16 protein-coding genes are annotated in these 14,442 nt (G+C 70.1%); 6 read left to right on the forward strand and 10 right to left on the reverse strand.

Annotated features, from left to right (window positions below; genetic code table 11):
* Positions 1-187 precede the first annotated feature (187 nt).
* A complete protein-coding gene (locus tag D7Y21_RS22525; protein WP_121715620.1) occupies positions 188-1,087 on the reverse strand; it encodes a hypothetical protein in 900 nt (299 codons plus the stop codon).
* Between the two features lie 273 nt (positions 1,088-1,360).
* Between D7Y21_RS22525 and D7Y21_RS22535 the strand changes: the two genes are divergently transcribed.
* Entirely contained in the window at positions 1,361-2,113 is a 753-nt protein-coding gene (locus D7Y21_RS22535) for a hypothetical protein (RefSeq protein WP_158627332.1), read from the forward strand.
* 67 nt (positions 2,114-2,180) lie between these two features.
* Here D7Y21_RS22535 and D7Y21_RS22540 read toward each other — a convergent pair whose 3' ends face one another.
* Entirely contained in the window at positions 2,181-2,918 is a 738-nt protein-coding gene (locus D7Y21_RS22540; RefSeq protein WP_121715624.1) for a MerR family transcriptional regulator, read from the reverse strand.
* Positions 2,919-3,274: 356 nt separating this feature from the next.
* Between D7Y21_RS22540 and rsgA the strand changes: the two genes are divergently transcribed.
* Positions 3,275-4,372: a ribosome small subunit-dependent GTPase A gene (gene rsgA / locus D7Y21_RS22545; RefSeq protein WP_120561071.1), complete on the forward strand. Its 1,098-nt coding sequence runs from the start codon at positions 3,275-3,277 to the stop codon at positions 4,370-4,372.
* 55 nt (positions 4,373-4,427) lie between these two features.
* Here rsgA and D7Y21_RS22550 read toward each other — a convergent pair whose 3' ends face one another.
* Both D7Y21_RS22550 and D7Y21_RS22555 read right to left on the reverse strand, forming a co-directional pair.
* A complete protein-coding gene (locus tag D7Y21_RS22550; protein WP_147469350.1) occupies positions 4,428-4,988 on the reverse strand; it encodes a hypothetical protein in 561 nt (186 codons plus the stop codon).
* Between the two features lie 90 nt (positions 4,989-5,078).
* Complete coding sequence (locus D7Y21_RS22555; RefSeq protein ID WP_233591313.1) at positions 5,079-5,684, reverse strand: TetR/AcrR family transcriptional regulator; 606 nt, start codon at positions 5,682-5,684, stop codon at positions 5,079-5,081.
* Between the two features lie 82 nt (positions 5,685-5,766).
* Here D7Y21_RS22555 and D7Y21_RS22560 point away from each other — a divergent pair, with 82 nt between their 5' ends.
* Positions 5,767-6,516 carry a glucose 1-dehydrogenase gene (locus D7Y21_RS22560; RefSeq protein ID WP_121715628.1) on the forward strand — a complete coding sequence of 250 codons (750 nt, stop codon included), beginning with the start codon at positions 5,767-5,769 and terminating at the stop codon, positions 6,514-6,516.
* A gap of 22 nt (positions 6,517-6,538) precedes the next feature.
* On the opposite strand, the gene D7Y21_RS22565 is transcribed toward D7Y21_RS22560, so the two are convergent.
* Positions 6,539-6,769, reverse strand: coding sequence for a hypothetical protein (locus tag D7Y21_RS22565; protein ID WP_120561067.1), 231 nt, complete (start codon positions 6,767-6,769; stop codon positions 6,539-6,541).
* 29 nt (positions 6,770-6,798) lie between these two features.
* Positions 6,799-7,641 carry a 2-oxo acid dehydrogenase subunit E2 gene (locus tag D7Y21_RS22570; RefSeq protein ID WP_121715630.1) on the reverse strand — a complete coding sequence of 281 codons (843 nt, stop codon included), beginning with the start codon at positions 7,639-7,641 and terminating at the stop codon, positions 6,799-6,801.
* A gap of 117 nt (positions 7,642-7,758) precedes the next feature.
* Here D7Y21_RS22570 and D7Y21_RS22575 point away from each other — a divergent pair, with 117 nt between their 5' ends.
* A complete protein-coding gene (locus D7Y21_RS22575; protein ID WP_120561065.1) occupies positions 7,759-8,682 on the forward strand; it encodes a DUF1684 domain-containing protein in 924 nt (307 codons plus the stop codon).
* A gap of 73 nt (positions 8,683-8,755) precedes the next feature.
* On the opposite strand, the gene D7Y21_RS42895 is transcribed toward D7Y21_RS22575, so the two are convergent.
* Positions 8,756-9,652: a hypothetical protein gene (locus D7Y21_RS42895; protein ID WP_120561700.1), complete on the reverse strand. Its 897-nt coding sequence runs from the start codon at positions 9,650-9,652 to the stop codon at positions 8,756-8,758.
* A 408-nt stretch (positions 9,653-10,060) separates the two neighbouring features.
* Entirely contained in the window at positions 10,061-10,639 is a 579-nt protein-coding gene (locus D7Y21_RS22585) for a type 1 glutamine amidotransferase domain-containing protein (protein WP_121715632.1), read from the reverse strand.
* 166 nt (positions 10,640-10,805) lie between these two features.
* On the opposite strand from D7Y21_RS22585, the gene D7Y21_RS22590 reads away from it, so the two are divergent.
* Positions 10,806-11,978 (forward strand): sorbosone dehydrogenase family protein, encoded by a 1,173-nt coding sequence (locus tag D7Y21_RS22590; RefSeq protein WP_120561063.1) that lies wholly within the window; start codon positions 10,806-10,808, stop codon positions 11,976-11,978.
* On the opposite strand, the gene D7Y21_RS22595 is transcribed toward D7Y21_RS22590, so the two are convergent.
* A complete protein-coding gene (locus D7Y21_RS22595) occupies positions 11,975-12,778 on the reverse strand; it encodes an ABC transporter permease (RefSeq protein ID WP_121715634.1) in 804 nt (267 codons plus the stop codon). The genes D7Y21_RS22590 and D7Y21_RS22595 overlap by 4 nt on opposite strands.
* Positions 12,775-13,572, reverse strand: coding sequence for an ABC transporter ATP-binding protein (locus tag D7Y21_RS22600; RefSeq protein ID WP_233612243.1), 798 nt, complete (start codon positions 13,570-13,572; stop codon positions 12,775-12,777). Before D7Y21_RS22600 ends, D7Y21_RS22595 begins: the two co-directional genes overlap by 4 nt.
* 176 nt (positions 13,573-13,748) lie before the next feature.
* Here D7Y21_RS22600 and D7Y21_RS22605 point away from each other — a divergent pair.
* The coding region (locus D7Y21_RS22605) for a cation:proton antiporter (protein ID WP_233612244.1) at positions 13,749-14,442 on the forward strand (694 nt) is incomplete at its 3' end.

Consider the following 14,442-nt stretch of genomic DNA (forward strand, 5'->3'; position numbering starts at 1 on the left):
TGCGAAACCGGCCCGCGATCCCAGGAACGTCCAATGAGTTCGCGGGTTTGTCGAATGTAAAGCCGGGGTCGAAAGGACCTGTGTGTCAGGCACTGAACGCCGTGCCTGGACACGGGTCCCACGAACCCCGAAAGCCCCGGGTCAGCGTGGTGTCACTGGCCCGGAACGGAACCTCCCAATAACAGCTTCAGGGAGGCGAGGCGGTGCACGGGAAGCCATCGCACCCCTGCACATACAGCGCTCGCCCCGAGAGCCTTCGGGCAGGCGCGCGCGTGCGTGCGGGCACCGATTCACGTGCTCCGGTGCGGACGTCGAAGCGGAGTGAGCCCGGTCCTGGTGCATCCGGGGAAGCGGGGGCGCCACAGGCCAGCAGGACCTGATCCGCGGTGTCGAGCCACCACAAGAACTCCACGGTGCATGGGGCTTCCGCCCGCACCAACTCCAGGGTGCGGGCGTCGTAGACGATGACGCCGCCTCCCCACTCCACCGCCGCCAGCACGCCGCCAGGGCCAATGGACAGACGGCCTCCCGGACCCGGCACCTGCGCCTGCCCCAGCACCTTGCCGTCCGGCGCCACGGAGACGAGCTGCCCGGTGGCATCCAGCGCGACGACTCCATCCGCGTGACCGCTCAGCCATTCCGGTGGAGTGATGTCGCCCACCGGCAGGAGCGCGCCGTCCCGCTCCCGAAGCAGGTGGCCTCCGGCGGCGGCCCACAGGCGGCGCTCGCCATCGAAGGCGAGCGCGGTGGCGCCAGGGATCTCCAAGCGCGAGTGCGAGCCATCCTCGCCGCAGACCGCGACGACACGGGGCCCGAACACCGCCGCGCGCGACGCGTCCGGCGCCACGGCCCAGCCCAGCCGCGTGGCACCGTCGAGCTGCCGCGCCAGACAGTCATTGAGCGCGCCCAGGTGCGCGTCCCCGGCGGGTGAGGCGATGAGGTACGGCAGGCTGGTGGTGGAGACGTAGAGCAGCAGGCCCAGGCCCGCGGCGATGACGAGCGTGAGCGGCCATGCACGGGCGCTCACGCTTCGCGCGAGGCGCGCGCTCTTGCGGCCCGCCGCCAGATGCCCTTCCCGTCCGCTCACGCACGCTCCTCCCTGGACCGGAGGACAGCACAGAAACGGGGCGAAGACTGCTCGCAGCGATACGGAATCGCGGGTGTTGGACACCCGGAGTGCTCCGTCCCCGCCTGTTTCACCGTGTCGGGGGCGCGTGCGTGCAAGCCCTGTCCCGCGTGCTTCGTCCCATGAGTGACCTGCGAGCTGGCGGCCTGCCATGTGCCGGCTGATCCTGAAGGGTTGCCCTGTCCGGTGAAGCACACACCTTTACGCCTCAAGCGAGGGGAAAGGATTCCTGACATGCGACGCTCCATTGGCACCGCGGCACTGGCTTTCAGTTTCTTGCTCTCCACCAGCGCGCTCGCCCAGCAGGTAGGCGACGGTTCGAGCCCCGGGACGACTCCTGGCACCTCCGGCGCTTCGCCGGAGATGATCAACAGCGGGCAGACGGGCACCGCCGGCTCCTCGGGCACGGTCACGCCCGGCACCACCAACTCCACGGGCGTGGAGACGGGCAACACCGCCACCGGCACGGGCGGCTCTGGCACCCGCGTGAACCCGACCCCGGGCACCACCGGCACCGGCACCACGGGCGGCAGCACTTCTGGCACCGGCGGCACCGGGACCAGCGGCATCGGCACGGGCACCGGCACCACCGGCTCCAGCACGGACACCTACGGCACCGGGAGCACCGCGCCCTCCACGGGCACGGGCTCGTACAGGCCGCCCTCCACGAGCACCGGCACCTACGGCGGCGCGGGCACCAGCACCACCGGCGTCGGCAGCACCGGCAACACCGGCACCGTTGGCGGCTCCGGTAGCACCGGCACCATTGGCGGCACGGGCACCGGCACCACCGGCGCCACCGAACCCGGCACCGAGTCCAACGGCTCGACCGTCATCAACCCGGGCGGCACCGGTACGGGCGGCACCAGCGGCACGAATGGCACGGGCGGAGTCGGCGGCACCGGCACCAGCGGCTCCGGCGGCACCATGGGTGGCGTGGGCGGCACCGGCACCAGCGGCTCCAATGGCACCATCGGCGGCCAGTAAGTCTTGAGGCCTTGTGATGACGGCACGGCCGCCAGCCCTTCGCTGGCGGCCGTCGCCGTGTCTGCCTTTACTTCGTCGCGTCCAGACAGGCCATGGCCCGGCCCACGTACTCCATGAGCTTCGGGTCGCGGCCCTGACGCTGGGCCATCTGCGGCTCCTGCTGGTGCATCGTCTGGAGCGACTTCTCGATGCCGGGGTTGCCTCCCGTGAAAGCGCGGACGAGCTCGCGCCAGCGCGTGGCCAGGGCTCGCACCGGCTCGGACGCGGGGTCGGCGCCCTGCTCCATCTGCTCGCGCATGCTCGCGATGAGGCGGGGCCACTCGACCTCCACCTGCTTGATGGCGTCGTCGCCCATCGCCTGGCGACGGGCCTCCAGCTCCTTCAACTGCTCCGGGGTGTAGTACTTCTCGAACATGGTCATGGCCTCGATGGTCTGTAGGAAGTCGTCGGCGGAGACGGGCTCCGCCGCGCGCAGCTGCCGTGCGAGGGAATCCAGGCGGTCGCAGAGCTGACGCTGTTCCGCCAGCTGCTCCCGGGCCCGCTGGAGCCGCAGCTCCACCACGCGCAGGGCGGAGAAGTCCGCCCGGCCCAGCGTCTCGGCAATCTCCTCCAGCGAGAACCCGAGCTGCTTGAGCGACAGGATGTGACTCAGGCGGGCGATGTCCGCCGCCGTATAGAGACGATGCCCCGACGCCGTGTGCGCCGAGGGCTTGAGCAAACCAATCTCGTCGTAGTGGTGCAGCGCGCGGATGGACAGCCCCGTGCGCCGGGCCAGCTCCCCTACCTTCAGCTCCGTGTGCTGCATGCCTCACCCCTTTCCAGCCACGGCCTTCGCGTGACTGGATGTCATGGGTACAACCTCACGTCGCGTGAGGTTCAAGAGGGAAAACGCAGGGGGTGGCCAGCGGACGACAGGAATTGCTAGGGTCCCCGCTCGGAACGGCGATGACCGCCGGTGGTTCCACGAACCCTTGAGGAGACCTGTCCTGATGACTCCGCCCCTTGTCGTCGTCGCGGCCCTGTCCGCCACGCGGGCGCTCATCCGCTGAGCCGGTCGCAGCACCGTCTTCCGTCGCAGCGCGAGCCCCCGCCTCCTTCACGCCCGGCGCCCCGGAGTCCTCTCCTCGCGTCCGTGGCATCGCTCTGTCCGGAGTTCCTCAAGTGTCACTCGAAACCCTCGGCTGGGGTCCCGACCTCGACCTCGCGCTGTCCAATACCGTCTCGCAGTCGTCTTCCTCCACCTCCCTCGTTCCCGGGCGCGTCGTGCGCCAGCAGCGGGGACTGCTCACCGTGCAGACCGCCGGCGCGGCCTTCCTCGCGCGCGCCGCCGGACGCCTCCTCCATCAGGCCCAGGGCGTGGAGGCCCTGCCCACCGTGGGCGACTGGGTCCTCCTGCAACCGCCCGCGTCCGGTGACGGCGAGGCGCTGATGCACGCCGTGCTGTCCCGCCGCAGCCTCCTGAAGCGGCGCGAGGCGGGCAGCGAACACGACGGCCAGCTCATCGCCGCCAACGTGGACGTGGTGTTCCTCGTCGTGGGGTTGGACGGCAACTTCAACGCCCGCCGCATCGAACGCTCCCTCACCGTCGCCTGGAACAGCGGCGCCACGCCCGTCGTGCTCCTCAGCAAGGCGGACCTCGCGGACGACGCGGCGGAGCGCGTCCTGGAGGTGGAGGCCCTGTCCCCCGGCGTGGACGTGCTCGCGGTGAGCGCGCGAACGGGCCTGGGCGTGGAGGACGTGCGCGCCCGGCTTCCTCCCGGCAGGACGGGCGTGCTGCTGGGCTCGTCCGGCGTGGGCAAGTCCACGCTCGCCAACCGGCTGCTGGACGCCGCGCGCCTCGTCACCCAGCCCGTGCGGCCGGAGGACGACAAGGGCCGGCACACCACCACGCACCGCGAGCTGTTCGTGCTGGAGCACGGCGGCCTCATCATCGACGGGCCCGGCATGCGCGAGCTGGGCCTGTGGGGCGACGACGAGGAGGGTCTGGCCAACGCCTTCGCGGACGTGCTCGCGCTGGCCACCGGCTGCCGCTTCAGCGACTGCGGCCACCAGGGTGAACCGGGCTGCGCGGTGAGGGCGGCGGTGGAGAACGGCACGCTCCCCGAGGAGCGGCGCGCGAGCTTCGAGAAGCTTCAGCGCGAGCAGGCCTTCCAGCACCGTCAGACGGACGCCACCGCGCAGCGCGAGCACAAGCGGGTGCAGCGCAACCAGTCCAACGAGGGCTGGGCCCGGACGCGCTCGAAGCGGCGCGGCGAATAGACAGACACCTTCGGGCGCGGCGCGGACACCTTCGCGCGCCGCGTCCGGACGTGTCTCAGAGCCCGGGGCTCGAATCCGGCACGGAGCCGGGCGGCGGCAGCGGCGGCGGAGTCGGGGCCTCGAGCACCGGGACCTCGCCTTCCTCCGGCGCGTTCGCGGCGTCCGGGGCACGGACCGGCGTCTCCGGGCCCGTGCCCAGGTCGTGCCGCGGATTGGCGTTCTGGTCCTCCGACGCGCAGGCGTAGGCCACGGTGCGCGAGCCGACCAGGAGCGTGGGCACCAGCAGGCCAATGGCGGCGCAGTTGGCCTGTTGCTCTTCGGTCCGGTCGCCGCCAGCGCACACCGCCGACCCGATGAACGCGCCCGCCACCGCCAGGCCCGCCTGGATGAGGAAGTCGCTGGGGGTCGCGCGGCTCTGCGCCCACGCGATGCCGTTCTTGCACTCGCTGCCAGGGGGACTGGACACGGGCAGCAGGCCCACCGCCGTGAACCACTGCCGGTCCTGGTGGACCTTGGGCTCCGGCCGCAGGTTCGTGACGATGCTCGTCCGATAGCAGCCCGTCTGCCCCAACATCAGCGCCACCATCGACGCCGCCACCGCATGTGCCTTCCGCATCAATGCCCCAATCCCGGTGAGTGACCGCTCGCACCCGCGTTCAGGCCCTGTGCCTAGCCTGAACGCGGGGGTCACCGGAAGAGGGCGGCGCTAACGGCGGCGCTTCGCCGCGACGGGCAGTCCTTCGAACGCCGTCTCCACCATGCCGCGCAGGCTGGCCTCGTCCATGCCCGCCTTGCCCACGGCCTCCAGTCCTCGGAAGACCGCGAGCAGCATGGCGCCCAGCTTCCGGGGGTCCGCGTGGGCCGCGAGGTCCCCGTGCTCCCGGGCCTGTTCCAGGCAGCGCACGAACGCGGCCTCCAGCCCCCGGAAGGTCTCCAGCGCCCGGTCCGCTACCTGCGCGTCCTGCGCCGCCAGCTCCGACGTGCCGCGTGCCAGCAGGCACCCGCGCCGGTTCGCGGGCGCAGCCGACGCGGTGGCCACCCCCAGCATGTACTGGCGCAGCCGCTCCAGCGCCCCGGCGTCCGGCCCCTCCAGCGTCTTCTTCACCGACTCCAGGGAGCTCACGCAGTACGTGTCGAACACCTTCAGGAAGAGCTGATGCTTGTCGCCGAAGGCCCCGTAGAGGCTGCCCTTGCCCAGCCCCGTGGCCTGCATCAGGTCGTCCATGGACGTCGCCGCGTAGCCCTTGTTCCAGAACTGGTCGCGCACCGCCCGCAGCACCTGCGCTTCATCGAATGTCCGAGGCCGAGCCATGCCCGGAAAATAAAAGTTATTGACCGCTCGGTCCACCATTCTTAGATATGGACCACAAAGTCCATAACCAAGGAGCGGGACGATGGGCAGGCTCGACGGGAAGGTGGCAGTCGTCACGGGTGGAACCACGGGCATCGGCTTCGCGTCCGCGAAGCGCTTCGCGCAGGAGGGGGCGAAGGTGTTCCTCACCGGCCGCCGGCAGGCGGAGGTGGACCGGGCGGTGCAGGAGATTGGCCACGGCGCGGTGGGCGTGCGAGGGGACGTGTCCGTGATGGCGGACCTGGACCGGCTCTACGCGCGGGTGAAGGAGGAGGCCGGGCACCTGGACGTGGTGTTCGCCAACGCGGGCGGCGGCGAGTTCGCGGCGCTGGGCTCCATCACGGAGGCGCACTTCGACCAGACGTTCAACGTCAACGTGAAGGGCACGCTGTTCACGGTGCAGAAGGCGCTGCCGCTCCTGAAGGACGGCGGCTCCGTCATCCTGACGGGCTCCACCGCGGGCTCGGACGGCTCGGCGGCGTTCAGCGTCTACGCGGCGACGAAGGCGGCGGTCCGCTCGTTCGCGCGCACCTGGGCAACGGACCTGAAGGGGCGGCGCATCCGGGTGAACACGCTCAGTCCGGGCCCCATCGACACGCCGGGACTCAACGGGCTGGCGCCCGACGCGGCGGGGGCGAAGCAGATCAAGGAGTACCTCACCAGCCTCATCCCGCTGGGCCGCATGGGGCAGCCGGACGAGGTGGCGAAGGCGGCGCTGTTCCTCGCGTCGGACGACAGCAGCTTCGTCAACGGCGCGGAGCTCTTCGTGGACGGCGGCGCCGGGCAGGTCTGAAGCCTGGCCCGGAAGGACAGCGTCAGTCCTCCTTGCCGTCCGGGTTCGACGCGCCCAGCTTGCGCAGCCGGGCGGCGAAGGGGCTCTCGCCGTTCACCGGCAGCGGGCCGCCGGCCATGCGCTGGCGGCGGTCCATGGCGAGGGGTCCTTCGGGAGGGCCTTCCAGGGCTTCCTTCTCGAAGCGGTCCTGGCCGCCCAGCACCCGTCCCACGGGACGGGACGAACCGACGCGACGAAAGGGATCCACGGACATGGTGCCGACCTCCGGATGACACCCCTGTTCTACCGCGCTTCGGTCCCCGGTGCATCCCACCCCCGGGGATCCTCCAGCGCGCCTCCGATGTGCCGGAGCACCCGCGCGGCCAGGTCCACGTCGATGAGGCGCGCATCCCAGGTGCAGGTGAGCGTCATGGCCTTGCCGGGCACCAGGGCTCCGTCCTCCACCACGGGCACGTCCCGCACGAGCCCGGGCGCCAGCAGGAGCGGCACGCGGGTGTAGGGCACCATCGCGACGAAGCCCCGCTCCAGCCCCAGCGAGCCCAGGTTCGTCACCGCCACGGAGCCGAACGGGTCGAACGGCATTCCCACGCGGCGCAGGTTCACGTTCAGGCCGTACCAGACAAGGGACAACAGCCGCAGCGCGGGGGCCATCAGCCAGCCGGGCAACAGCGACGAGCGGCGCTTGCCCCGCTCAATCTCCACGTCCTCTCGCGCGCGGACCCGCGACACCCGCGCCTCCATGGCGTCCGCCAGCGCCTCCAGCGACTTCTGGTCCGCGCGGTGCACGGTGGCGGTGGTCAGGTCCACGCGCGACGCGCCGCTCGCGGGCTGCACCACCAGCACGCAGACACCCACGTCCTCGCGCAGCCACGGGCGCTGGCCCCGGAGCACGACGTTGGCCTCCGGGTAGCGGCGCAGCGCGTCCGCCGCGGCCTTCGCCACCAGGTGCGTCACCGTCAGCCGGCGGCCGGTGCGCGTGCGGTGCGTGGCCATGAACTCGAGCGCCGGCTCCATGCGGACCTCCAGCGCCGCGTAGGCCGTGGGGTCTCGGGGCGCGCGCCACGTCCCCAGCGCGAGCTTGCGCAGGGCACTGGCCGGGGGCGAGGGATTGAGGTCCAGGTTCATGGAAGGTTTCTCAAGCCTTTGCACGGCGGGAGGACCGCGCGCAACCGGGACGGGCACCTGTTAGACATTGGCCCCAGCGCCCCTGCCCTTCCCTCCCGCGCTCCGAGGCCCATCCGCATGAGCACCCTCGCCCTGGTCCTGTCCCTGGCGTTACAGGCCTCGCCGCCCGCGAAGCCGCTTCCGAAGCCCGCCGCGCAGGCGGAGAAGAAGGCCCCCGCGGAGGATGTCGCCGCCGCCACCCAGGCGTGGCAGGCCGAACGGCTGCGACAGCTGCAATCGCCGGACGGCTGGCTGACGCTGGTGGGGCTCACCTGGTTGAAGGAGGGCGAGCAGACGGCCGGCTCCGCGCCCGACAGCGCCGTGCCGCTGCCCTCACCGGTGCCGGCCAGGGCGGGGACCTTCGTGCGCAAGGGCAACAGCGTGAGCTTCCAGCCCGCGCCGGGTGTGGCCTTCACGCTGGAGGGCAAACCCTTCACGGGCGGCGCGCTGAAGACAGACGAGAAGGGCGCGCCGGACGTGGTGCGGCTGGGCACCGTGAGCTTTCAAATCATCCTCCGGAAGGACAGGCTGGGCGTGCGGGTGAAGGATTCGGAGGCGGCGGCGCGCAAGCAGTTCCACGGCATCCCGCTGTATCCGGCCAGCGCGGACTGGAAGGTGGAGGCGCGGCTGGTGCCGGACGAAAAGCCGCGCATGATCAGCGTGCCCACGGTGCTGGGGTACTCGGAGGAGATGCAGTCCGCCGGCACGCTCGTCTTCACGGTGGCGGGCAAGGAGCACCGCCTGACGCCCGTGGGGGAGGAGGGAGACGGAGAGCTGTTCATCGTCTTCGGCGACGAGACGAACCGCGACACGACCTACGGCGCCGGCCGCTTCCTCGAAGCGCCGCTGCCGGACAAGGACGGGCGCGTCTTGCTGGACTTCAACCGCGCCTACAATCCGCCGTGCGCCTTCTCGCGCTTCGCCACCTGCCCGCTGCCTCCGCGTAGCAACCGCCTGCACCTGCGCGTGGAAGCCGGTGAGAAGCGCGCGGGAGAACACTGACCCCTCAAAACGCCTCCGCCCGCTTCCCTCCAGGAGGGAAACGGGCGGCGTGGGGGCGTCACCAGGAAAAGCCTCAGAGCTGGATGGTCTTCTCCACTTCCGCCATGCGGAAGCGCGCCATCGCCAGGTTCGCGTTCGCGCGGTGCAGCGCGATGTAGAGGAACAGCCCCTCGCGGGCCGCGAGCGGACGGATGATGTGGTACTGCTCGCCCAGGGTGATGAGCATGTCCTCGATGCGGTCCTTGATACCCAGGGCCTTCATCGTCTTCAGCTTGGCGCGCATCACCTCCGTGTTGCCCGCCGCCGCCGCCTCGACGTTGAAGCCCGCGGATCCGACACTTCCCAATGTCATCCCGCTGTTGGCATCCGCGAGACAGACCGCGAACGCCCCTTCAATCTTCATCGCTTCTTCCAGCGCCTGCTTCACGTTCGCCATGACTTCACTTTCCAGTAGGACGGGGGAACCGGATGCGGACTGCGACTGCGGAACGGCAGGCTGCGTCTGTGTGGTGTCGGCCGTGAGCTCCGTCAGCTCGAACGTCAGTTGGCTGGAGTAGGAGCGCGGCTGCGGCACGAAGAGCGCCTGCGCCTCCGTCAGCCCGAAGAGCGTCTCCAGTTGCGCGGCCACGTGGTGGCACAGCAGGTCGCGCAGCGTGTCGCGCGGCACCAGGCCCCACGCCACCAGCGTCTCGCAGAAGTTGCCGCCGCTCTTGCGGCACTCCGCCATCACCTGCTCGACGTCCTCGCGGCTCACCAGCTTCGCGTCGATGAGCGCAGTGGAGAAGCTGCGCGCGCCCGGGCCCGTGAGCACCGTCCACGCCACCTTGCGCTCCACCACGAAGATGCGGCCGGAGACCGTGGTGGACTTCACCACCACCTCACCGCCCAGCTTGCTCTCCAGCGCTTCGTTCAACACCGCCCGGACGACCTGACGGGGCTGGGACACCTCGTTTCGGGGGGCCGGGTTCATGCGGAAGTCCACAGTGACCGTCAGTGATGTCGCGGTCCGTCAAGGGGGCGGGGTCGGCGAAATACTAAGCAACGACGCTGCATAATGGCAACCCAGCTGTAAAATTCGGGGATTCGATGACTCCCCTGGGGTTGTCGGAACCCCGTACAAACGTCTGAGTGTCTTGTACCGAAGAACCAAAGACAACGGAACAATTCCAGAGCAGCAAAAACCCGACGCATGCGTCCGACAGCGCAATGCGTCGAGAGGTCGAGGGGTTGTCCCCCCAACATTTCCCTCTGGAAACGGGGCAGGCAGGCGGATCCGCAGGGGAAATCCGTTCCTTCGCGCGGCACGTAAAACCCCCAGAGCGCATGAAGCACCCTGGGGCCTGGGTCCTGTTGGACCATGTTTCGCCCTGTTGGCGGCTCAGTGCACTGGGGGTGCGCGGTCCGCGGTGGCTTCCGGGGCCAGGGGCGACTCCAGACGTGGGGCGATGCCGTCCTTCAGCTGGCGCAGCACGGCGGCGCAGAAGGCCTCCAGGTCATCCGGCTTGCGGGACGTGATGAGGTTGCCGTCCTCCACCACCTGGCGGTCCACCCAGCGCGCTCCAGCGTTGATGAGGTCCGTCTTGATGGAGGGGAACGAGGTGACGGTGCGCTCGTCCGCGATGTCCGCCTCCACCAGCATCCACGGCGCGTGGCACACGGCGGCGATGGGCTTGTCCGCCTTGAAGAAGTCGCGCACGAAGCCGACCATGCCAATGTCCATGCGCAGGTGGTCCGGCGAGTAGCCGCCGGGAATCACCAGCGCGGCGAAGTCCGCGGCCTTCACCTCCTTCACCGCCTTCTCCGTGCGGAGCTCCGCGCCCTTCTTCCCCTTGAGCGTCTTGCCGGCCTCCACGCCGATGACGACGGGCTCGTGGCCCGCCTGCTTGAGCTTGTCGTAGGGGACCTGGAACTCGGAGTCCTCGAAGTCGTTCGCCACGATGAATGCGATGCGCGCCATGGAACTGCCTCCCGCTGGGCAAAGGTTGCCGTTGAACCCGCCCGAGCAAGGTGCCCACGACAGGGACCGCGACAACGCCACCCGGCACCGTCTTCCAGTCCCGAATGCGCTCGGCTGCCCCCCTTCCAGGTCGGTAGGCCGCGTTCACCAACGCTAGATTGTCGCCATGCGCTCCCGACGCCTGCTCCTGTCCGCCCTCGTGGTGCTCACCGCCTCCGCCTCCGCCTGCCGCAAGAGCCAGGCGCAGGGGACGGCCTCCGCCGCGGACTGCATCCTGATGGAGGACGGCTGGGGCCAGGACGGCAGCGTGCCCGTCACCGTGGACGTGGTGGCGGAAGGGCTGGAGGTCCCCTGGGGAGTGGCCTTCCTGCCGGGCCAGGACGGCGACGCGCTCATCACGGAGCGGCCGGGCCGCGTGCGTCTCTTGCGCGGCGGCCAACTGCAGCCCGGAGCCGTGGCCACGCTGCCCCTGACGGCGAACGGCGAGGGCGGCCTGCTGGGCATCGCCGCGCACCCTGACTTCGCGACGAACCGGCGGTTCTACCTGTACGTCACCACCCAGGCGGGCGGGAAGGCGCAGAACCGGGTGGAGCGCTGGACGCTGTCACCGGACAACACGAGCGCGACCTTCGAGCGCGTCATCTTCGGCGGCATCCCGTCCGCGAAGTATCACGACGGCGGGCGGCTGCGCTTCGGGCCGGACGGCATGCTGTACGTGGGCACGGGCGACTCGCGCGACCCGGACCTGTCCCAGGACGTGGCCAGCCCCGCGGGCAAGCTGCTGCGCCTGACGCCGGACGGGGCGGTGCCCCAGGACAATCCCTTTCCGAATTCGCCCGCGTTCCTCCTGGGTGTGCGCAACACGCAAGGCTTTGACTGGAAGGACGCCACCACGCTGTACCTCACCGACCACGGTCCCAGCGGAGAGACGATGCGCTTCGGCCACGACGAGGTGAACGTGGTGAAGGCGGGCGACAACCTGGGCTGGCCCGGCATCTATTCATGCGAGACGCAGAGCGGGCGCATCACCCCGTCGCTCACCTTCGATGACGCCGCTCCCCCGGGCGGCGCCGCCGTCTACACGGGCAGCGCGATTCCGGAGTGGAAGGGGTCGCTGCTCGTGGGCACGCTCAAGTCCAAGCACCTGCACCGGGTGGAGTTCGATTCGCAGGAGCCCCGGCGCGTGGCCAGACACGAGGTGTACCTGCGCAACACCTGGGGCCGCCTGCGCGACGTGCTGATGGGCCCCGACGGCCACCTGTACGTCACCACCAGCAACTGCGACGGCCGGGGCGAGTGCGGCCCGAAGAAGGACCTGCTCCTGCGCGTCCGGCGTTAGCTCACGCTCTCCGCGCTGTAGCGGGCCAGCAGGCCCGTGCGCACCGCGTAGCGGTAGACGCGCTGGAACACCCAGCCCGCCAGCACGATGTCCAATAGCGCCAGCGCGAAGCCCCAGCCGAGCGTGGCGCCGGAGAACTCGCCGCCGGCCACCAGCGTGCGCACGCCCTCGAAGACGTAGGACGGGGGCAGCAGCTTCGCCACCCACTGCATCCACTCCGGCAGCGTGGACAGCGGGTAGAAGACGCCCACGAACGGGGACAGCAGGCTGGGGATGGGCCAGACGAACCACTCGGACGCGGGGCCCAGCCTCAGCACCATCGCGCTGCTGAGGATGCCCAGCGCGATGCCGAAGAGGAACAGCACCATCACGAAGGGGATGAACATTGCCCCGTAGGCGGCGAAGGACAGGCCGAACACCGTGGTGGACAACAGCAGCATGACAACGAGGCCAATGGCGCTGGTCACGATGCTCGTCACCACCAGGCCGCCCACGTACTCCGGCAGCGTGAGCGGCGTGGCGAAGACGTTGAGAAAGTTGCGCGACCAGACGTCCTCGAAGAAGCCCGTCGTCAAACCCTGCATCACGCGCGCGAAGAAGTCCCAGAGCAGCACCGCGCCCAGGAGCGCCGGCACGAAGTCGTAGCCGGAGGACGTCACTTCGTTGAGGTACCGGGTCATGAAGCCCCACAGCACCATGTCCACGGCCACCCAGGCGAACAGCGGCACCACGCGCGCGAAGTTGCCCTTGTAGAGATAGAACTGGCGCAGCGCGATGCCCGCGACGTGGTTCAGGTTCATGGCGCTTCGCTCCTCTCCAGCGCCAGCGGCTCGTTGGCCACGGCGATGAACAGCTCCTCCAGCGTGGCCTTGCCGTGCTCGCGCGGCAGCGTCTTCGGGTCGCCCTCCAGCAGCACCCGGCCGCGCGCCAGGAAGAGGACGCGGTCGCAGACGGACTCCACCTCGTACATGTTGTGGGACGTCCACAGCACGCTGCTGTTGCCCTTCGCGGCGAAGTCGCGGATGCGGGTGCGGATGTCCAGCGCCGTGGCCGGATCCAGCGACGCGGTGGGTTCGTCCAACAGCAGCAGGCGGGGCTCGTTGAGCATGGCCTTGGCCAATGACACGCGCGTCTGCTCGCCGGAGGACAGCACGCCGCACTTGGTGTCGCGGAAGCGCTTCAGGTCGTACTCCTCCAGCAGCGTCTCGATGCGGGCGGACAGCCCCTTCACGCCGTAGATGAGGCCGAAGACGCGCAGGTTCTGGGCCACGGTGAGGTTGCCGGGCAGGGGCGCGTAGACGGCGGCGAAGTTGGTGCGGGACAGCGCCTTCACCCGCTGGGTCTCCAGGTCGGTGCCTTCGATGGTGATGGTGCCGGAGGTGGGCTGGAGCACGCCCAGGAGCATGTTGATGGTGGTGCTCTTGCCCGCGCCGTTGGGGCCCAAAAGTCCCACGATTTCGCGGCGGCGCACGTGGAAGGAGATGCCGTCCACGGCCGTGTGGGCGCCGTAGGTCTTGCGCAGGGCCGTGACGGAGAGGACCCAGGTGTCCAGCGAGCCGGATTTCATCTGGGTGCTGCTGTACCACGCGGACATCCCGCCGCCAGGGCGCACTTCCGGAGGGAGGAAGGCAGGCGGGCGGGGCCTCGGGCGTGGCGACGAAAAGCGGGCGGTGCCCGTGCACGGTCCGCGCGAATCTGGAAAGCTTCGCGCCCTTCCCTGGTCCCAGTGGGGTCGCCGTGCTGCTGGAAGTACCTATTCTGATCGGCCTGATGGTGGCGGCTATCGCGCTTGCCATCGCCGCCAAGCGGGCCAGCGTGCCGTACAACGTCGCGCTGGTGCTTGGTGGCCTTCTCATCTCCGTCGCACACCTGCTGCCGGGCGTGCCCCCGCTCAACCCGCAGGTGGTCTTCCTCATATGCCTACCGCTGCTGCTCTTCGAGGGCGGCATCATGGCGGACCTCAATGGCATCCGCGCGAACGCGGTCTCCATTGGCCTGCTGTCCACGCTGGGGATGGTCCTCGCCATTGGCGCCACCGGCGCCGCGCTGCACTGGATGCTGCACCTGGCGTGGGGGCCCGCGCTGCTGCTGGGCTCCATCCTCGCGGTGACGGACACGGTGTCCATTCTCTACGCCTTCCGCCGTGCGCCGGTGCCCGGGCGGCTGGCGGGCATCATCCAGGGCGAGAGCCTCTTCAATGACGGCACCGCGCTGGTGGCGTACACGGCCATCGCGGCGGTGGTGGCGGGCGGCGTGGCGCCCTCCCTGGGGTCCTTGAGCGGCCACGTGCTGCTCGCGTCGGTGGGTGGCGCGGTGGTGGGCCTGGCGCTGGGCCTGCTGGGCGGCTTCATCATCCGGCGCGCGGAGGATCCGCTCGCGGAGATCATGGTGACGACGGCGGTGGCGCTGGCGTCCTACGTGATGGCGGAAGAGGTGCACCTGTCGGGCGCCATCTCCGCGGTGG

This window comes from Corallococcus sp. AB045, assembly GCF_003668895.1.
Classification (GTDB): Bacteria; Myxococcota; Myxococcia; order Myxococcales; family Myxococcaceae; genus Corallococcus; species Corallococcus coralloides.